Consider the following 18,738-nt stretch of genomic DNA (forward strand, 5'->3'; position numbering starts at 1 on the left):
GGCGGGCTATCTAAGTCTCGCGTGCGCCCGTGGTAGGCGGAAGGGACCCAAGATAGGTGGACTGCGGCCGCTCGACCTCTCCGGCCTCGTACTGCTCGATGGCGTGCGCGGTCCATCCCGCACAGCGGCCGAGCACATAGAGGACATGAGTTCGTCCCAGGCCTAGCGCGCGGCCGACAAGGGTGTTGACGAAAGCGAAGCCCGGCGACGCGCCAAACGCTTCTTCCATCACTTCCAGCCCGGCCTTGACCCGCCGGAAGCCGATCTCGTCGCCTCGGAACGCCTCGAAGGCGCGCAGTAGGTTCAGGGCCCGTGGGTCGCCGTTCACATAAGGCGCCGGGGACCGGAAGCCAGGGATCTCTTCCCCCTCGTGCAGGCGCCGGATCACCAGGGATTTCGGATCGGCGCTCTCGACGAGCTCGGCGATGAGGCGCGAGATACCGTCGGTGCGGCCGAACAGACTCCGCCGGCCCGTGACGATGGCCAACCCGGCGAGGATCGACCTGTACGGCGAGACCCCGGTGCTGGCGACAGCCCGCACGGCGTGCGTCCCCGCCCCGAACCCGTGATCGGCTGACAGCACGAGAAGCCGCCGGATGAGTTCCGCCGCCTCGGGCGTCTTGCCGAAGGCGGCCGAGATCTGCAGGTGCAACGGTGCGGCGTCAGGCGAGTCCAAGCCCGTGAGAAGGGCCGCATAGCAACGCATGATCTCCGCGCCGCTGCGCGCCATACCGACGCGACTCAGGTCGTAGGCGCGCGGATTGCTATGCTCCAGGAGCGGAAGCATGGCGATCGCCGTGTCTGTTGTGGTCTCTTGGGCGAAGTCTTGACGCAAACGCGCCCAAAGCCGCGGCACCGCGGCGGTGCGCCCACTAAAGGCCTCAGCCTCCTCGACCTCCCATAGAAGGCCGGCGACCTGCTCCAGCGTGGCGTGGTCGGCCAGATCCAGGACGCTCTGACCCCGATAGTAGGGACCGTCCGGCGTGAGCAGCGTGATGTCGGTGGTCGTCGAAAGCCCCAGCACGCCGGCGCCCCGCGAACCGCCCTTCGCCGCCCGTTCGACATCTGGCAGCCAGTAGCGTCGCTGGCGAGATCCGGGCACCTTTTGCGATCGGATATTCTTGCGCCCGACATAGGCGTAGAGGGTCGGGACGGTGACCCCCAGCCGCGCGGCGGCGTCCTCGGCGGTGATGTAGAGCTGGTCGGTCAAGGCGCCGGTCAGTTCCCAAGGCTTCTGGTCTGGCGATATACGCTTCGACCGGGGCCGTCCACCGAAGCTGAGCTCAAGGAACGACCCCGGCGATGCTTAGAACCTGGCCGTTAGCCGCGCGTAGAATCGCCGACCGACCACGTCATAGGTGGACAGGCTGGTCGTGCCCGGAGTGACCCCCACCAACGGCGGCTCCTCATCAAGCAGATTCACGACGCCGACGGCGAGGTCGAGACCTTCGTTCACCGCCCAGCGTCCATTCAGATCAAAATAGTTGCGGTCCTTCACGCCGCGCGTCGTGCCGGAGGTACCGACATTGGCTGCGTTCGACTGAGAGTCGATGTAGCGCCACTGCAAGGACACCGCGACGGGTTGGAGTTCGTAAGAGATGGTGGTCGCGGCCTTCCACCTCGGACGCGTGTCGGCATACGGATCGATCTGAGCATTGCCCACCGTGCCCGCATACTCCTGGAAGGGAGAGTTCGGCAGGTTCTGGATCTCGTACTTGTCGAGATAGCTGGCCACGACGTTGGCTGAGAGCGTCCCGGGCAGGTCGCCCAGTCCCATGTCCGCCAGGGGTATCCGCCAGTCGAACTGGGCGTCGATCCCCGCTGTGCGATATCCACCGAGATTGAGCACCGGCGTGTTGATCACCGCGATGAGGCCGGAGGCGCGCTCCCGGTCAACCTGGCGGCAGAAATAGTTCGAAGGGTCGTAGGTCGGGTTCGAACCGTCGGCATTGTAGCACTTGGAGACGGTCAGCAACCCGGTGACGCTGCCGATCGCGTCCTTCAACTCGATGCTGTAGTAGTCGAGCGACAGAGACACGTTCCGAAGCCACGGGCTGTCGAAGGTCGGGGTCAGCACGATCCCGACCGAGAAGGTGTCGGCCGTCTCTTCCCGCAGATCCAGGTTGCCCTGACTAGCGGTATTTGTCCGCGAATTGGTGTTTCGATAGTTGTCGATGAGGGCGGCAGGCACGCCCTGAGCCAGGCAAAGCTGACGCACTTGGGCCGAACCGGCGTAGGATGCCGAGCGATACTGGCTGCGCACGTCGCAGGGATCGCCCACCCCGATCGCCCCGGGATTGCCCAACGCCTCGGAGCTGGGCGTGGGCGCGGTGAACAGTTCGCCGACATTAGGCGCACGGATCGCGCGCTGGTAGCCGCCGCGCGCCCGCAACCAGTCGCTTGGCTTCCAGTCGAGGCTGGCCTTGTAGGTGTTGACCCCACCGACGCTGTCGTAGTCGGAATAGCGATAGGCGACATCGAGGTTGAGTTCATCGACGAAGGGCAGGTCGCGCAGCAGCGGGGCCAGGAGCTCGACGTAGAATTCCTTGACCTCGGTCGATCCGCGGGACGGGTTCGTCGCCTGGGCGTTCACTAGGTCCAGGTTCACGAGCAGCGGGTCGGGTGAAAAGTCATAGCTGTTGCGGCGGTACTCTGTCCCGGCCGCAAACCGCAGCTCCCCAGCCGGCAGGTCGACCAGACCGCCCTGGAAGCTGGCCTGCAGGGCGGTCTGGGTCAGGTTGGTGGAGGAGTGAATGGTGCGCGACAGATAGGTCAGGCACTGGGCCGACAGCATCCGCAAACCGAACGGGTCATAGCCGCCGGCGCAGATGCCGGCGCCGCCGTCCGGGGCGGACAGCAGGCGTTCGAGCGACGAGAGGCTTGGATAGCCTTCGTTGGTCTCCAGGTAGCGGGTCTCGCCGCGGGAGCCATAGACGTCGAAAGTCCAGTCCTTGATCGGCAGCTTACCCCGGGCGCCGACCGTCAGCTGATGCACATTCCAGTCGTTGGACTGCACCCGTAGCCCAACCTCGTTCATCCGGGTCGTGTACAGGAAGGGCGCCGTCGGGTTGGGGCGAGACGCCAACAGGGCGGCCACATCGGCTGGCACGAACGGGTTGTTGTGGGGAACGGTGAGCGGGCGCGGCGCGGTCGCGCCGCCGGCCACCGGCGCGACGATCTGCGTCTCGGCGTCATAGCTGGTGAAGTAGGCCTGGGCGTAGGCCTCAATCGAGTCCGTGACGTCGTAGCTCGCCTGGCCGAAAACCGAGTACCGGGTCAGTGGGAGTTGCAGGTAGTAAACCTGCCCAGTGTTGTAGAAATAGGTGTTGTTGAGCGTGAAGACTAGGTTGCCCATGTCGTCACGGAAATTGAGAGCGGGGGTGGCCGCGCTAAACAGGGTCCCATCGGAGTTGAAGCCGAAGGTGTTGCTGCGCGGCACGACGCCGGGCGCGACGCCGTAGCGGGCGAAGATCGCGTTCACCGCCGCCTGACTGGGCAGGTTGGCGGCGTCCGGACGGATGGCGCCTTGCGGCAGGTTCGCGGAGGCCGAGGAAATCCGGAAGAAGTCTCGGTCCGACATCATCACCGGCTCACGGTCAGTATAGCTCAGGCCGAGGACCGCCCGGCCGCGCTCTTCGGCGAAGCTCCCGCCCATCAGGCCGCTCAGTTGCACGGTCTTCCCGTCGCCTTCCGCAGCAACGCCGTATTGGGCCTTCAGCTCGAGCCCCTCGAAGTTGCGCTTCAGTCGGAAGTTCACCACCCCGGCGATCGCGTCCGAGCCGTAGACCGCTGAGGCGCCGCCGGTGATCACCTCGACATTCTCAATCAGAGAGTCGGGGATCGTGTTGAGATCCACAGATCCATCGGTGTTGGAGGGTTGCATCCGACGCCCGTCAAGCAGGACCAGCGTCCGAGGCTGACCGAGCCCGCGCAGGTTTGCGTTCGACTGGCCGCCACGGCTGGTCAGGTTCGATGACGCGGTGGAAGAGGCCGTGAACTGCGGCAGCTGGTTGAGAGCGCCCTCTACGGTGACCGCACCGCTCTTCTCCAGCATCTCGGCCCCAACGGTCACGATCGGGCTCTCGGAGACATAGTCTCGCCGGGCGATGCGCGAGCCGGTCACCACCACTTCGCTGACCGTGTCCGAACCAGCCGCCGGTCCGGGCGAGGTCTGGGCGTTGGCCGCGCCGCCAGCCACAGCGGCGGCGAGGATCACCCCGATAGGAAACACCACGCTACGAGTGCGCACGCTCATGTCTTTTACCTCCCCTTGGGCCGGCCTCGCGGCCCGGCGTCTGTTTTTTTGGTCTCACGCGGAACAAGCTCGTCCGGCGCGCCGCGGCGGAGCCGTGGCGAGGGAACGAAAACGATGTGGTGGATGGGCCCTCGCGGGGCGGCGGCTCAGCGCACCTCGATATCCATCAGCGGCACGAACTGCTGGCCGCCATGCATGTCGGTGTCGCCGAGGTCGCCCTGGAACACCGGCCGCGGGATGCTGAACTTCATGGCGAGCGCATTCTCACAGTCGAAGAAGCGCACCTGCTCGACTGGCACGTCGAAGCGCTGGGCAAAGACCTCGGCCGACAGCGCGCCTGCCGCCTTGGTCCGCCGATAGGCTTCGGCGTCGCGGAAAATGATGTCGAAGGTCAGTGTGAAGGGGCCGGCGTTCTTGCTGCGGATCAGCGCGGTCAACTCATGCAGTTTCATTGCGCCACCCCGTCCTTGAAGGTCACGAACTCGGTCCGGAACATTTCCATCTTTGTCCGCGGCACAGCCACGTGATGCAGGTTGAAGCGGTAGACCGGCCCCCGCTCGACGTGCGCAGGGTTGTGCAAGCAGGCGAAGCCGGTGATCGCGCCCATCCACTCCGGCACCCCGTGGTGCAGGAAGGGCTGGCGGGTGAGCTTGACGATCTCGGTCGCGAGTTCCTGGGTCTGGGCAGTCGCCTCGACGACGATGCCCACCTCGCGCGGCGGCTCGGCGGTCGGGCGCTTGGCGCCCACCGTGACGCCCTGGTCACCGTAGACGTGGAAGATCAGATGGACGTCCTCGCCGATCCGCACGCCAAGCAGGCGTTCGGCGAGCCCCGCCACATAGGCCCGTATCTCCTCCAGCCAGGCATCCAGCCGCTTGAGAATGAACGGGTCGCGGATGCCCCCGATCATGATCGTCTGGAAACCCACCCGCTCGGCGCCTTCCAGCTTCACCGTATACTCATCGGCGTGGTGGAACGCTGAGCCCTGGATGCAGACGGAAACCTCGCTCAGCGCCTCGTAGGTGCTCGCCGTGAGATCAAGGGTGCCGGACGATTCCTTCTGCAGGAACGGATCGGCGGCCTCGTAGAGACTGTGAGCGGCGATGCTCAGCGGCGTGGCTCGAATCCCGCCGTCGCCGACCGGAGTCAGGGTGGCGAAATCCTGCTGGATCGCCCCGGTGAGCACCCCGCGCCCGCCAATGCAGGACATGGTCCCACATTCGGCGACCTTGCCCACGTGCCAGGCCAAGCCTTCCGGCAGGCCGCGGGCAATCGGAATAGCGGCATAGAGCGCGGAGTCGCTGCAGCGGCCGGCGAGCACGAAGTCTGCACCTTCGGCGAGCGCCGCCTGCAAGGGTTCGACGCCCATCATGCCGACGATGCGTTCGCTGCGCCGGAATATGCCCTCGTCGATCGCGGGCGCCGGATCCAGGGCTTTGATGCGCCCCTCGCGATAGAGTTCCTCCAGATAGGCCGGGTCCTGCTCGGAGCGCACCACCGCGACCTTGAACGAGTAGCCTTGTTCACGGGCGATCTCCGAGACGATATCCAGGACCCAGTCGACATGAGGATCGCCGCCGGCGGTGCCGGCCGAGCCGATCAACGCCGGAATGCCGGCCTTGGCCCGAGCGTCCAGGATTGTGGTGAGGTCGCGCTTGACCGCGGCGCGCGAGAAGGCCGGCACGCCAGCCCCCAAGGCGAAGGGACCTGGGTCGGTCGAGCCGGCGTCGGCGGCGATGAAGTGAGGCTTGAGCTCCAGCGCACGATCGAGCGCGGGCGCATTGACCCCAACCCCGAGCGCGCCAGTCGCCGCAATAAAGCGGACTTCTTCCATCTCCCCTCCCCTCGGCGATCCGCCGGTGTGTCACTGCCCAATATCGAGCTTGCGGGAGGGTTAGCGGGCCTCAGAATACATAGTCAATCTGTACGATTTTTGTCCACATTAATGCCATATATGGACAAATATCGTACAGATTGACAACCATCGCTGCAGCAATGAGGTCTCAAGCGCGCCCTCAACGAAGGGTGCGAGCGGGAGGCGTCACCCATGGTCCAGCTTCATCCTCGCGGGGAATTTTCGCATCGGAGCGAAGCCACGACAGCGCTTGGCGCTGACGCGCCGAAACGTATTCTTCGCACCGACGCACCGCCGCCACTGCGTTTTGGCGGCATGTCGCTCTATGCCTTGGGTTCGATGTCGAATGGCATCAAGAACCGCAGTCTCAGCGCTTTCCTGCTTCTCTACTACAATCAGGTGCTCGGCCTGCCCGCGCCTATGGTGGGGGCGATCATCATGGTGTTGCTGGCGATCGATGGTCTGCTCGACCCGCTGGTCGGCATCGCTTCTGACAACGCCCGTACGCGATGGGGCCGACGCCATCCATTCATGTACGCCGCAGCCCTACCCTATGGGATTTGCTTCGCCCTGATCTGGAATCCGCCGGCCGGGCTTTCTGAGACCGGGCTCGCCATCTTTCTGACAGCGACCCTGTTTGGCACGCGGGTGTTCGACACCTTCTTCGAGGTCCCTTCGTCTGCACTCGGACCGGAGCTGATCGAGGACTATGATCGCCGCACCACCCTGATCACCGTCCGCTACTTCTTCACCTTTCTGGGTGGCGTGCTCCTCACCTTCGTCGCCTACCGGGTGTTCCTGCGCGACAGCTCCGCCGGCGCAGACGGGCTTTTCAACGCGGAGGGCTACGGGCGCTATGGTCTCCTGGCCGGCGCGCTGATCACGCTCGTCATCCTGATCGCCACCCGCTCCACCCACCACCGAATCCCTTGGTTGCGCGATCCCCCGCCATGGAGCGGTTCGCCGCTCCGCCTGTTGAAGGACACATTCGCGACCCTCAAGGATCGTTCCTTCTGGGTGCTCACCTCGTCGGGCACCTTCGCCGCGACCGCAGGGGGCGTGCTCAGCGGACTTTCGACCTATTTCAACGTCTACTTCTGGGAGCTCGGCACCCTCGAACTCTCCTATCTGGTCACCACGGGCCTGGTGGCTTCCCTGGCGGCCCTGGTGGTCGCGCCACCGCTCTTCGCAAAAATTGGCAAGAAGACTGGCGCGATCCTCTTGTTCATCGCCGCATTCCTCGCCAATGCGACGCCCGTCACTCTACGCCTGCTCGGCTTGCTGCCGGAGAACGGGACTTCGCTGATCCTCTGGCTGTTGGTCAGCGAAGCCCTGCTCAGCGGCGCCATCGGCCTGATGCTGAACATCGCCTTCTCCTCCATGGTGGCCGATCTCACCGAGGATGCGGAGCTACGGACCGGCCGGCGCTCGGAGGGCCTGCTGATCTCGGCCGACAACTTCCTCAAGAAAGCCACCTCAGGCTTCGGAGTTTTCATCTCCAGCGTCGTCATTTCGCTGGTCGGCTTCCCGGAGAAAGCACGGCCCGGCGAGGTGCCGGAGGCCGCCCTGCGCGAGCTCGGAATGTTCTTCATCGCCGCGCTCGGCGTGATCTACCTCATCTCGATCCTCTGCTTGCTTGGCTTCCGGATCGACCGAACCGCGCATCTCAAGAATGTTGAAGCGCTCAAGGCGAAAGCGAGCGCAAGCGAAGACGTTACTCGCTGAGCAATCCTAGAAAACTTCACCCTTTTTTGAAGGCTTCCGGTGCCGGGCCGTCCGAGCGCCCGGATTGCACAACAATGTTCCAAGAAGCGCCAGAAGGCGACATTGAGACCTCGCCGAGAAGCGGACTCTCGCGGAAAGGCAGACGACTGGACGAACTCCGCCCCTCGTCACGCGCCGGGAGCGCGCGCAAGCGGCCAACCGCCTCTAGGCGGCGACGTTTTTGCTCTTAGCGGCCGCCTTGATCGCCTCGGCGGCCTTCTTGCGCCGCTTGGCCGAAGGGCGTCGGTCAACATCGCGCATGGCCATCCGATACGACGCCCAGGCGGTCTGGCTCGCCTTGCGGACGTCGACCTCCACGTAGGCGTCCTTCAGCCGTTCGAGCAGATCATTCTTTGCGCGCGCCATCTCGTCCCGCGCCGCTTCGATGTCGCGCCAGGCGGCCTGCTGCGCCGGCGAGAAGGGAGCGTCGCCGACGTTGACGAACAGATGCTGCCGCATGTTGGAGGATTCCCGGTAGTACTGGTCGTATTGGAAGGCGCGGCGCCACGCGGCGGCGAGTCGCTCCACGGCGTCCTTCAAGACCGGGTCGTGAAGGATGAACCGACTGCTTCCTATGACCCCTTCGAAGTTTGAGAGAAACCAGAGGCCCGCCTGGGTTATGCGGTACGGCAGATCCTCAACGATGTCGTCGAGCACGGACAAGGACAGGTGCTCCATGAGCCACCTGATCGCCTCAACGTCGCGCTTGTGCCGGATCTTCTTCGGCTGGAGGCCGCGCAGCTCGGCGGGCCGCTTCGGGTTTTTGGCGAGCACCGCCTCCACGGCGACGCGCAGCAGCTTCTCCAGCGCGCCGGCTGCGCTCTTCGGGTCTGTTGCCGCGAGCCGATAGGCACTGACCCGGTTCTGAACGATGTCGAACGGCAGATCCGCCTTCAGGTTCGCGTGGGCCTCGTTGAACAGCAGGATCACGCGCTTCCAGCCGAGCTCGCCCACGGCATAGCCCAGCTCAAGGAGCACATTGGGGTTCGGAGACGGCCGCTTCGAGCCCGGCGCGGTGACGGTCGTTATGTCAGCGATGAAGATGTCGGCGCGTTCGATCTTCTTGAAGATCGACCTCGCGATGTTCACTGCGCCTGACTGGTCTCGAGTCGCCTCGTCCGGCTTGATCTCGATCTCAGGGTTCTCGGCGTTGAGCCGGGCCGCCGCCGCTTCAAGGGCCGCGCGGATGGCGTTGCGGTTCGTCTTTCCCGGCAGGTCGCTCTGCCAAGAATAGAAGACGCGGATCTTGGTGCGGGACTTGGCCATGGCTGTCCTCCACGGTGGCGGTAGCGTTGGGATGTGTGCTCCGCCTGCGCTCAAGGCAAGGCCTGTCGTCCGCGCGGACGACGTGCAGATCACTGCCGCGGAGCACCACGGCAGGACGCCATTGCCAGATCTTGGCTTACAATCGGACCTTCACTGTCGTTGCACGCGGTCCGTGGTCCGCTGTGCATCAGGCGCCGAAGTGCTCCGCCTCCACGGCCTTCACAAAGCGCAGCAGGTTCACCACGCCGTCGAAGATGAAGTGCGCCTCCGCCGGCGAGAGGATTTCGTTATCGTGCGCGAAGGATGCGTCATTGCGGACCTTGTTGAACGATTCGAAGGTCTCGACCGACCCCTTCATGATCTTGTCCGACATGAGCGACACCTTCCCGGTTTTGCGGAGCGGATTAAACAGACGGCCGACGCGGCCATTCAGGGTGTCGTTGTCGTTCACGTCGAGGCCGTTCGCTCGCAGGAGGTGGGCGAACTTCTTCATGCAGTAGGTGTGCAGCCTGTCCAGCGCCGCCTGCGGTTTGCCCGCATCGATGTCCCGTTGGATCGAGGCGACTAGCTCATCGAGCGTCACGTCGGCAGCGAAGCGCTCGATGGCGTCGGTCCTCGGCCGATCCACGAACCTTTCCACCCGCTCGATGATCTCGAAGTATCGCCGCTTGATGGCCTCGTCGTCGGCCGTCGGCAGCCTGTGGTCGGGGAGATCGCAGCGGTAGGTCCATAGCGCCCGGAGCGCCCGGCCGACCCGCGCCGGAGATTCCTTCTGGAGAAAAAAGCGGAGGCGCTTGCCCTTTGAGCCGCCGCCTTCTGAGTACCGCTCCTCGTCGATGTCGACGCCTACCTCATCCCGGAAGAAGTCCCCGAATGTCCTGTCGCTGAAGTCCATCACGTAGCCGGTCTCGAAACTCAGAGCCTTGGCCAAGAACCGCATGTCCGTCGGTTTGATCACGTCGGCCGCAAGCTGGGGCGGGGCGCGGACGGCGGCCTCGCCCTTGGCCGTCGGGACGACATCGTAGAACCAGGGGTCGTCGACCGTGCCGTGGACGATTCTCCCGTATCGGATGAGCCCCTCGTCCCTGAGCCAAATCATGGCGCGCTCGAAGGCGACGTACCCCTGGCTGTCAGCCTGAGAGGGGTGGTCGATATCGAACCCAAGGACGTCGGGGCCGACGCTCTCGCGCGGGCCCGAAGCCAGCAGGCGAAGCAGACGGTCGCGAAAGCTGGCGAATTCCGTATCAGCGCCCAAGACCACGGTCTTCAACCCGCCGCTTCGATATAAATGCGACGCATCCGTAGCTCAATTCTAGCGCTTGCGGAACGGAATGACCGACCCCTCACCGACGGACGGCGCGCGGTCGGCCGGGGCCTTCAGACGCACCACTTCGGCCGCGTCACGGCTGAACCAGCCGTTCGGAAGGCCGCAGAGGTTCTCGACGTCGCCGGCGGTGATCGTAAATTCGACCGCTAGAAGGTCGGCCTTGGTGCGCACGCCCTCGTCGACGATCAACTGCAACGCGTCCCTTAGGACACGGGGCTCGCTGGGCTCCCACTGGCGATCCAGCGGCTCCTCGCGTGACCATCCTTTGGCGGAATAGAGCTTGTAGAGGTGGGTCGCGAATTCAGGTGGAATGACTTCGAGATCGGCGAGCCGGCGGATTTGGGCTTTGATAGACACCCGCCACCGCTCCTTCAGGGTCAGCAGGCTGGCGAGCGACGGGCTACGAACCTCGATCGGATAGCTCGTCGACGGCATCAGGAACGCGCTGGCCAAGCGGAACGCCTGAGTCTCGATGAACTTCAGGTCCCGCGCGAATTCCTCCTTGGTGACGCCGCGGTGGAGCAGGGCGTGAGCCATCTCATGGGCCGCGTCCATCTGACGTCGTGGGAACGACATTTTGTCGTTTGCTAGGAGGACATGCGGGCGACCATCGACGGGGGACCAGCTGCAGAGCCCGTCGAGTTTTGCCGTGCCCATTTCGATGCTGCCGACGACGAAGCCGACGCGCTCCAGGACGCTGACCACGTCGGCGCAGGGCCCGTCGCCCATTCGCCAATGCTGCCTCAGGCGCAGGGCGATGCCTTCGACGTCCTCGTCGCGCAGTTGTCGGTAGGAGGCGCCCTCCAGGACATCGGGAAGATCGAGGGTTGGCAGATCGACGTAGTGCTCGAGCGTGCTGCTGATCTCTTGCAGCCAGCGCATCTGGGCCCGCTGGTAGTTCAGGTCACGGGACAAGGTGCTCGCCAGGGACCGGAAGAACACTGGCTGCGCGGCCTCGAACGTCGGCCGCAGGAAGAACTCCTGACGGACGCGTAGCTCGCTGGCGAGCCGTTGCAGGACATCAAGGTCGGGCGCGGCGCTGCCGTCTTCCCAACGTGAAACGGTGCTCGGATTGATCCCCAGCTGTCGCGCCAGGGCCGACATGCTCGGAATCCGTCTCGCGTCCCTGGCCTCCGAGAGTCGGCCAGGGACGAACCCAGGTGTGCCTACGCGCATGGCGTCGTTCCCTACTGCCCCCGGTCGGTCAGGACCAGGGGCGCCCCCCGGCAAATGCTAGGCGCCGTCGCCGCCACTTTTGTCCGTCTTCTCTTGCTCCAAGATTTCGGGCGGCTTGAATGCGTTGCGGCCGGGGCGCAGGCGCACGAGCGGCGCGCTGTCCGCGCCGGGGTCCTCCGGCGCCGGCTCGGGCCCAGGGATCGGCGCATAACCCGCCAGGAAACTGTCGACCGGCTCGTACAGCAGGTAGGCCTTGTACTCGGCGTCGATGACGCCGATGGCCACTTCCTCGATCATCCCGGGACGGCCGCGGTCGCGGGCGAACAGGAAGAGGACGAAGATGTCGCCCGGCTTGGCGGTGACGTCGCCGAGGTCCAGCCGAGGTGTCAGGAAATCGTTCAAGAGGACGCCGGCGGACCGCGACTGATTCTTGTTCGGGATTTCCTTAGCCATGGGCATCGAGGCGATGCCCAGGACGACGCCCGGGGCCTCGCCGCCGAACCGCATGAACGGCTGGAAGGCTCGCACCCCCCTGCCCGGGATCACGCCATCGGGCAGGAGCTGACCACCATGAAGCTGACAGACGTCGACGAAACCCTTTTCGAGCATGCGGAAGCGGGCCTGGCCCACTAGCTCGCGCGCTCGCTTCTCGTCGAGGCCGAAATGGTCGCGAACGCCTTCGAAGGCCTTGAGCGCCTGGGCGCCGGCCATGTCGTAGAGATCGATCAGGAGGTCCCGAGACAGGTGCGTCATCAGGTGGCTCTTCAAGTCGTCGTCCATTCGAATCAAACCCCGCCGCTGTGCGTCAGGTCTGATTTGTGCCCGCGATTTTTGCATAAAGCAACGACTGCGTCACATTTCTCTGCGCGCGAGGGCTATCGGCGTCAGCGGAAACGCGGATCAGACCATTGTGAGGCTGGCTTCGGTGGGCTGGCGCAGCTCCTCGCCCGCTTCCCGTCACCATGAGCTACGCCCAGGTGCCCGCGCGGGTCGTGAAGCGGATGACGGGATTGGGGACCGCGCCCTACCAGTTTCGCTTCTTCATGTAAGCCTGGGCCGCTAGCTATATATCGATCTCCGGCACACCGGCGTCCGCGAGTAGCTTGAACAACTCGGCCACCTTCACCCGGTTTCCGCGCTGCTGGCAGAAGGCGAAGATCGCCCGTTGCTTGGCGCGCGACAAGGCGACGAAGAAGGTCGCCAAGCCTTCCAGGTCGCCCGGATTGTGCGCCCACCAGGCCCGGTCATCGAGCCCGACAAACACGATCGTGTCGTACTCGAGCCCCTTGCTCTTGTGGACGGTCATCAGCGGAATCTGGTCCAGCCCCTCGAACACGTCGAGGCCGTCCGGCCAGCTGGGCGCGCCGTCGACGGAGGCGACCAGGTGACGCAGGAACCCGTCGACCATGATGTCCAGAAGATCGCCCACCGCATAGTGGACATAGCTGCGCCGCACCGCATCGAGATCGATGAACTCGACGACCTGCTCGACGAAGGTGATGGCGCTGGCGCGCGAAGGCCCAGTCTGCGCCATGTCGCGCCTGAGGCCTTGGATGAAGGTGGTGAAAGTCGCCTCAACCCGGGCTTCCGCCAACTCGTCGTCCGGGGCGACGGCGCGCAACTCCAAGATCGCGCGCGTTGCAGCCTGCCAGGCGTGGGGAGCCCGCTGGACCGCCCCAAGGCGAAAGATCGCGATGGCGATTCGGACGAACTCATCGGCCAAGAGGTCCTGGAGGGTCGTCTTGCCCAACGCATGGCTCTCGTTACGCAAGCGTAGGCCCTGGGTTTGAAAGGCCCCCTCTAGGTCAGCTTCGACCTCATCGGACTTCTGCTTGACGAGGATCGCATAATCGCGCGGCGTGCGGCCACGCGCATCCATGTCCGCGCGCAGCCAGGCCGCCAGGAATTGCGCCTCGCGATCCTTGTTGGGGCTCTTCCAAACCTGCGCCACGTCGCCATCGACCTGGCGCGGCGCCTGCGCCACCGCCGCGGCGGCGTTGGGGTCGAGCGCTTGGGCGACGACCTGTTGGATCTGCACCAGGTCCGCCGAGGATCTGAAGTTGAAGAGCAGTGGGATTCGGGCGGCTTGGAAGTCCGCCTCGAAGCGCTGGAAGGCGTCGGGCCGCGCGCCGGCCCAGGCCATGATCCGTTGTTTGTCGTCGCCCACCGCTGTGACGCGCAGCCCCGCCCCTCGAAAGGCCGAGAGCAGGAAGTCGTACTGCGCGTAGGTGGTGTCCTGGAACTCATCGACGAAGATGAAGGGATAAGTCAGCTGCAGCGCCCGTTTGACGTCGGGCGCCGCGCGGAGCGCCAATTCGGCCAGCCTGTTCAAGGTGACGAAGGTCAGAGCCGACCGAGGCTGCGCGGCCAAGGCGTTGTCCCACCAGCGCTGCACGGCGAACTCGTCCGGCGTCGTCGGCGGCTGGCGTGGATGCGGCAGTCGGTATGGTCCGACCCGATGAGACTCGAACGTGAAACCACCCATGGCCGCGATCGCCGCCTGCCACGGCTGCGGCGCCGCCAGCCGGGCGCCAGTCAAGAAGCCCTCCAGCTGTTGACGGCTGGGGAAGGCGATGTCGTACGGGCGCGAGGGTCGCCAGGTCTCGGGCAGCGCGGCCTGGAAGCGGTCGACAAGCCCTTTTGTGAAGGCGTCGAAGGTCAGCGACGTGAACCGCTGGGCGAGCTCAGCCGGGCAGCGCAATCGCACTCGGTCGGCCAGGTTCTTCGCCGCGTCGCTCTTGAAGGAGATGGCGAGGACCCTGAACGGCGGCGGGCAGAGGCCGGTCTCCAGGAGGTAGACCGCGCGCTGCGCCAAGAACTCAGTCTTACCCGCGCCCGGGCCGGCCACTACGGATGTCGACCCGTCATGGCGGAGCGCTGCCCACGCCGCCGGCTCTAGGTCGGCGATGCCCCGCGGGCGCCAATCTTCGGGCCGCACGAACGCCACGTCAAACCAGGTCCGCGCCGGGCGGCGGCGAGAGGCGGTCGACAATGGACTGCAATAGCGCGGTCAGCTCCTTCGGCGACCCCGCCGCCAACGCGGCCTCGTCCAGGCTGCTGAGGACGCGCACGTGCGTGCTGGGTTTGCCGCGCCCGAGGAACAGATACCGATACCACCGCAACGCTACATCATTGGCCGCCGGGTAAAGGTCGCTGCGCCCCTTTTCGCCCAGTACCGCCGAGCGGGGATCGCCATTTGGAGACGGCCCTTGGCGGCCCGGTTCGACCACTTGATAGGATGCCGGAAACGCCGTCAGCATCGAATAGTCAAGGTCGAGCGGCGTGCAGAAGAAGACATGGTGGTTGCGGAGGAAAAGCACCCAATCGCGCATCAACTGAGAGTTCGCCTGGTCGTAGCCGTCGAAGGCGGCCAAGTTGGCTTGTGGTCCCAAGGGATCAGGCGGATTGAACAGTTGGTCCGGTTGGACGCCGACCGCGAGCAACTGCGCGCAGGTCGTTTTGATCCGCCCCCAGCCGCCGCCGTCGCGCCCCCAATCCAGATCGAGCAAGGTGGCGTACGGAATCTCCAGGTCCGACAGCAGCCGCCAGAGATGGTTCACATGGCGGCCGCCCAGGGGCACGATGGCCACGAAGGAGCGATCGACATCGAGGTCGAGCGCTTCGGCGAGCCGCGGTAGGACCACTTCCTCGGAGGCGCCCTCGCCCAGCACGGCGAACCGGGCGAAGTAGAGTTCCGGATAGGTCCTGACCGCCTCGCGGATGAACTTGGCCGCTTCCTCCTGGCCGGCAGGCAGCCGGATCGGCCGGACGCGCGCGGTGCGGTCGGCGGGGTCCAGCCGAAAATGCCGGACCTGCTCGGGATCGACACGCGAGAGGATGCTCGCCGAATGGCTCGAGACCACGGCCTGCGCCCGGGGTCCCTGCGTCAGGTCCTCGATCTGGCGGACGATCCGGCCGAGGTAGAACGGCGCTAGGTTGTTCTCCGGCTCCTCGATGGCGATCAAGGTGAGCGCCGGCAACGGGACGCCGCCGGCCTGAAACCCGACGGCGGCCGGATCGGCGGCCACTTCGCCCTCGACGTCGAGGGTGGCGGCCGTCATCGCCAGGTGGAAGAGCGAACGCTGGCCATCGCTGAGGTCCTCGATCGCGCGTTCGCGGCCCGCTTCGTCGGGGCGGAAGACGACCTCCACCTTGCGGATGAATTCCTGGAAGCGCAGGTCGATGGGCCGGAACAGCGGCGTGGTGTCGGTGCCTGCGGTATGAACCTCCTGCCAGCGGCGGTGGACCGCGCCGACCACAACATCGACCGCGGCCTCGCCCGTAAAGGCGTTGTTGAGGGTCGCGCCCGCGGTCGCGAACGTATCGCGCACCCCTTCCGACCAATTGATCGCCCGCCAGAGCCGCCCGCGCAGGAAGGCGATGACCTGCGAGGTGGCATCGCGCGAAGCAGGCACATAGATCAGCTGGATTCGGGCACGGTCTGTCGCCTTGAGATCAATGCAATCGATCTCGGCAAAATCGCCGAACGCGCGCACCGCCCAGTATTTCTGCTCGATCAAGCCCTCCAGCGAGCCGTCGTCGGTCCACACCGCCTCCATGCGGAGACGGCACTTCAGGTGCCCGGCTTCGTCCGCCGCCATCTGCTGGAAGAATTCGGGGACGGCGGCGGCGTCCCCGCCGCCCTGCAGCTCCGGAAAGGCGAGGATCGCCTCAAGGAAGAAGGTCCGCTGTGCAGGGGCCGCGTCTTCGTTCGCGGGGACATGGAAATCCTGGCGGCGCAAGCGACGCTGGTCGGCGGTGATCCCGAACAATCGCTGCATGGCCTGCATGGCGGCGGTCTTGCCGGCGCCGTTGGCGCCCACGAAAGCGGTTAGGCCCGGCCTAAGGTCAATCGTCGTCGGCTCGGGGCCAAACCCTCGAAATCCTGAAAGGACAAGGCGCTCGATGTACATGTTTCGCTCTCAGGTTGCGGCCGAGCGCCGCTTGTAGCAAACCACGCGCATTGTCGCTGCCCTTCCTATGGTCGCTCTCAGAGGGAGAAGTCTGATTGCTGCCCTCTAAGGGAAGCTGGCTTGGGCTCCAACAACCCGACGTTCCCAACGGCAGAGAAGAGCCCGAGCCGGTCATCGCCAAGCGCGCCATCCTAGATGCCGAGAAGCGGACCTCTCGATCGACCGCTACGAGCCCGTCCCGGTCATTTTGAGCTACAGCAAGCTTGGTGCCCGGAAGCGGACATCGGGATGGACCCTACGAGCCCAGTCCAGCCATTGTCGCCGGGTAGGGTTTTACGCCAGAAAGCGGACGACATACTCGCCTAAGTTGAACTCAGAACTGGCTTAAGGCGCGCCGAATGGATTCCTCTCGAGAGGGCGGCAACTGCCTCGATCGCGATAGCTCGCGCCAGCCCTGATAGAAATCGCGCCCAAGCTGCACCACCGAGGCGGCGTCGTAGTGCAGCCCGTCTGGTTGCGTGGCGTAGTGGTGGGTGTCGAAACTGGCCATGAGCGGATCGGCATGATCGAGCTCGATAAGTCCTTCCCCCACGGCCGCGAAATAGGGGGCGGTGTCATCGGGCAGGCCGATGATCCAGTTGACCCCAGCCCCCCATCGCGCTCGGCTAGTCCGAACCAGATCGCCCATGTCCTTGTTAACGAGGGCCGCGTGATCCGCCCGAAGGCCGTCGTTGTGGTTCCCCATCCAGAACACCGCATTCACGGTGAGGCGACAGGTTCGAAGGGCCGCATCGGTCATGTCGGCGAGGCGATCCCAAGCCTCCCCCCGGCTATGCACGTTCCAATCGCGCCGATCAGGGTCGAGCGCGACACCGGTTTGACCAGGCGCGTACTTGATGATCGCGAGCGTCGCGGCTGGGTGATCCTTCCGAAACTCTCGGATCAGCTGAACTTCCGGTCCCCACTGCCCCTTGGGCGCTGAGTTCACGCCCGGTTCGTACTGTTCCCAATGGCCGACGCGGCGCTCGGGGTCCCAAACCCAGATGTAGGCGTTCAGGTCCGACGCCCAGACGAAAGGCAAGGTTCGCCGCGACATCCCGAACGTTGTGGCTTGGCTTTGTCCGGCGACGATCCAGGTCGTGGGCGGCCCCAAGCGCGCCGAGGGCGGCGCGGCGCAAGGTCCAACTCCAGCCCCATTGCCTGCCGTCGCGAGGCCCGGGGTAACGACCGGTCGCGCAACGGGATCACCCAGATCCGCCGCACGCCCCGCCAAGAGGCAGAGCGTCGTGAGAGCAGCCAAACGCCAGCCCTTTCGCCTTGCCATGAACCTCATCTTCGCGAACAAATACGAAGTTCACTTCATGCCCGAACGCAAAGACGAAGTCAGCTTCATGGCGAGGCCGCAGACCCGAAATCAGACTTCGGGTTATGACGGAGAGCTTGAAGCAGGCGCTGGGATCGAAAGTGCGCGCGGCGCGCAAACGCGCAGGGATCACTCAGGAGGAGCTTGCGACAAAGATCGGCAAGACGCCCGAGAGCATCTCCAATATCGAACGTGGCCGTCAGTTGCCGATGGTCGACACCCTGGCGGTACTCGCAGACGTGCTCGCCGTGCCGCTCTCAGAGTTATTCGACGACGTCGGAGCCCCCACTCAAAGCCCCCGCCGGCTCAGGCTTGAGGCTCATCTACGCGAGATGGTGCGTGGGTTGGACGACGACACGCTCGCCACCGCCATCGAGCAGATGGAGGTCCTGGCGAGAACCTTGAGGCGGTGAGGACAATCGCGCCCGCGACGAGCCGCAGCTCTCAACCGCCAGGCCGCTTTGATGACGCCAAAACATGACTGGCCGCTGGTCGGACGGCGACGACAAAACTTCTCTCGTGACCGTCAAGATCGAGATGGGTACTCCCCGCCATTCGACGGGAGAATAGCCCTCGACGGCCTCGCCCATGTTCAGGCTATGGCGGCTGGAGAACGGCGAACCGAGAGGGAAGGTCTTAGCTAAGCGCCTGAAGTTACGCTGCTATTTGGGCGGCTAACGAACCGCGCGGCATCCACGCATTATGCATGGCGGAGAGGGTGGGATTCGAACCCACGGTACCCGTAAAGGTACGCCGCATTTCGAGTGCGGTGCTTTCGACCACTCAGCCACCTCTCCGGAGACGTCGTTCGGGCCTCGA

General features: G+C 65.0%; 13 protein-coding genes and 1 tRNA gene. 2 read left to right on the plus strand and 12 right to left on the minus strand.

Going from position 1 to position 18,738, the window contains the following annotated elements:
• Nucleotides 1-10: 10 nt before the first annotated feature.
• The 4 genes from RTL41_RS02855 to RTL41_RS02870 form a co-directional block, all read right to left on the minus strand.
• Entirely contained in the window at nt 11-1,210 is a 1,200-nt protein-coding gene (locus tag RTL41_RS02855; RefSeq protein WP_312161130.1) for a citrate/2-methylcitrate synthase, read from the minus strand.
• Nucleotides 1,211-1,306: 96 nt separating this feature from the next.
• Nucleotides 1,307-4,255 (minus strand): TonB-dependent receptor domain-containing protein, encoded by a 2,949-nt coding sequence (locus RTL41_RS02860; RefSeq protein WP_312161133.1) that lies wholly within the window; start codon nt 4,253-4,255, stop codon nt 1,307-1,309.
• Nucleotides 4,256-4,401: 146 nt separating this feature from the next.
• Entirely contained in the window at nt 4,402-4,707 is a 306-nt protein-coding gene (locus RTL41_RS02865) for a DUF4387 domain-containing protein (RefSeq protein WP_312161135.1), read from the minus strand.
• The gene (locus RTL41_RS02870) at nt 4,704-6,089 is read right to left on the minus strand and encodes an acyclic terpene utilization AtuA family protein (protein WP_312161137.1); all 1,386 of its coding nucleotides are present in this window, start codon (nt 6,087-6,089) and stop codon (nt 4,704-4,706) included. Before RTL41_RS02870 ends, RTL41_RS02865 begins: the two co-directional genes overlap by 4 nt.
• Before the next feature lie 213 nt (nt 6,090-6,302).
• Here RTL41_RS02870 and RTL41_RS02875 point away from each other — a divergent pair, with 213 nt between their 5' ends.
• Entirely contained in the window at nt 6,303-7,835 is a 1,533-nt protein-coding gene (locus tag RTL41_RS02875; RefSeq protein ID WP_312161139.1) for an MFS transporter, read from the plus strand.
• 204 nt (nt 7,836-8,039) lie between these two features.
• Here RTL41_RS02875 and RTL41_RS02880 read toward each other — a convergent pair whose 3' ends face one another.
• The 7 genes from RTL41_RS02880 to RTL41_RS02910 form a co-directional block, all read right to left on the minus strand.
• Nucleotides 8,040-9,140: a TIR domain-containing protein gene (locus RTL41_RS02880; protein ID WP_312161141.1), complete on the minus strand. Its 1,101-nt coding sequence runs from the start codon at nt 9,138-9,140 to the stop codon at nt 8,040-8,042.
• A 187-nt stretch (nt 9,141-9,327) separates the two neighbouring features.
• Nucleotides 9,328-10,401 carry an abortive infection family protein gene (locus RTL41_RS02885; protein WP_312161364.1) on the minus strand — a complete coding sequence of 358 codons (1,074 nt, stop codon included), beginning with the start codon at nt 10,399-10,401 and terminating at the stop codon, nt 9,328-9,330.
• A gap of 51 nt (nt 10,402-10,452) precedes the next feature.
• Nucleotides 10,453-11,643: an XRE family transcriptional regulator gene (locus RTL41_RS02890; protein WP_312161143.1), complete on the minus strand. Its 1,191-nt coding sequence runs from the start codon at nt 11,641-11,643 to the stop codon at nt 10,453-10,455.
• A gap of 57 nt (nt 11,644-11,700) precedes the next feature.
• Entirely contained in the window at nt 11,701-12,423 is a 723-nt protein-coding gene (locus RTL41_RS02895) for a hypothetical protein (RefSeq protein WP_312161145.1), read from the minus strand.
• A 283-nt stretch (nt 12,424-12,706) separates the two neighbouring features.
• The gene (locus RTL41_RS02900) at nt 12,707-14,590 is read right to left on the minus strand and encodes an ATP-dependent helicase (RefSeq protein ID WP_312161146.1); all 1,884 of its coding nucleotides are present in this window, start codon (nt 14,588-14,590) and stop codon (nt 12,707-12,709) included.
• 1 nt (nt 14,591) lies between these two features.
• Complete coding sequence (locus RTL41_RS02905) at nt 14,592-16,556, minus strand: AAA family ATPase (RefSeq protein WP_312161147.1); 1,965 nt, start codon at nt 16,554-16,556, stop codon at nt 14,592-14,594.
• Nucleotides 16,557-16,929: 373 nt separating this feature from the next.
• Nucleotides 16,930-17,889, minus strand: coding sequence for a sialate O-acetylesterase (locus RTL41_RS02910; RefSeq protein ID WP_312161366.1), 960 nt, complete (start codon nt 17,887-17,889; stop codon nt 16,930-16,932).
• A gap of 107 nt (nt 17,890-17,996) precedes the next feature.
• Between RTL41_RS02910 and RTL41_RS02915 the strand changes: the two genes are divergently transcribed.
• Nucleotides 17,997-18,332: a helix-turn-helix transcriptional regulator gene (locus RTL41_RS02915; protein WP_312161148.1), complete on the plus strand. Its 336-nt coding sequence runs from the start codon at nt 17,997-17,999 to the stop codon at nt 18,330-18,332.
• Nucleotides 18,333-18,626: 294 nt separating this feature from the next.
• Here RTL41_RS02915 and RTL41_RS02920 read toward each other — a convergent pair.
• Nucleotides 18,627-18,716 (minus strand) — tRNA-Ser (locus RTL41_RS02920).
• Nucleotides 18,717-18,738: the final 22 nt, after the last annotated feature.

The organism is Phenylobacterium sp. (assembly GCF_031984885.1).
Classification (GTDB): Bacteria; Pseudomonadota; Alphaproteobacteria; order Caulobacterales; family Caulobacteraceae; genus Phenylobacterium.

Bases quoted from the DNA above. Each gene is read 5' to 3' on its own strand.
- RTL41_RS02870 (WP_312161137.1), bottom strand. From the start codon at position 6,089: ATGGAAGAAGTCCGCTTTATTGCGGCGACTGGCGCGCTCGGGGTTGGG.
- RTL41_RS02860 (WP_312161133.1), bottom strand. From the start codon at position 4,255: ATGAGCGTGCGCACTCGTAGCGTGGTGTTTCCTATCGGGGTGATCCTC.
- RTL41_RS02910 (WP_312161366.1), bottom strand. From the start codon at position 17,889: ATGAGGTTCATGGCAAGGCGAAAGGGCTGGCGTTTGGCTGCTCTCACG.
- RTL41_RS02880 (WP_312161141.1), bottom strand. From the start codon at position 9,140: ATGGCCAAGTCCCGCACCAAGATCCGCGTCTTCTATTCTTGGCAGAGC.
- RTL41_RS02865 (WP_312161135.1), bottom strand. From the start codon at position 4,707: ATGAAACTGCATGAGTTGACCGCGCTGATCCGCAGCAAGAACGCCGGC.
- RTL41_RS02905 (WP_312161147.1), bottom strand. From the start codon at position 16,556: ATGTACATCGAGCGCCTTGTCCTTTCAGGATTTCGAGGGTTTGGCCCC.
- RTL41_RS02890 (WP_312161143.1), bottom strand. From the start codon at position 11,643: ATGCGCGTAGGCACACCTGGGTTCGTCCCTGGCCGACTCTCGGAGGCC.
- RTL41_RS02875 (WP_312161139.1), top strand. From the start codon at position 6,303: ATGGTCCAGCTTCATCCTCGCGGGGAATTTTCGCATCGGAGCGAAGCC.
- RTL41_RS02895 (WP_312161145.1), bottom strand. From the start codon at position 12,423: ATGGACGACGACTTGAAGAGCCACCTGATGACGCACCTGTCTCGGGAC.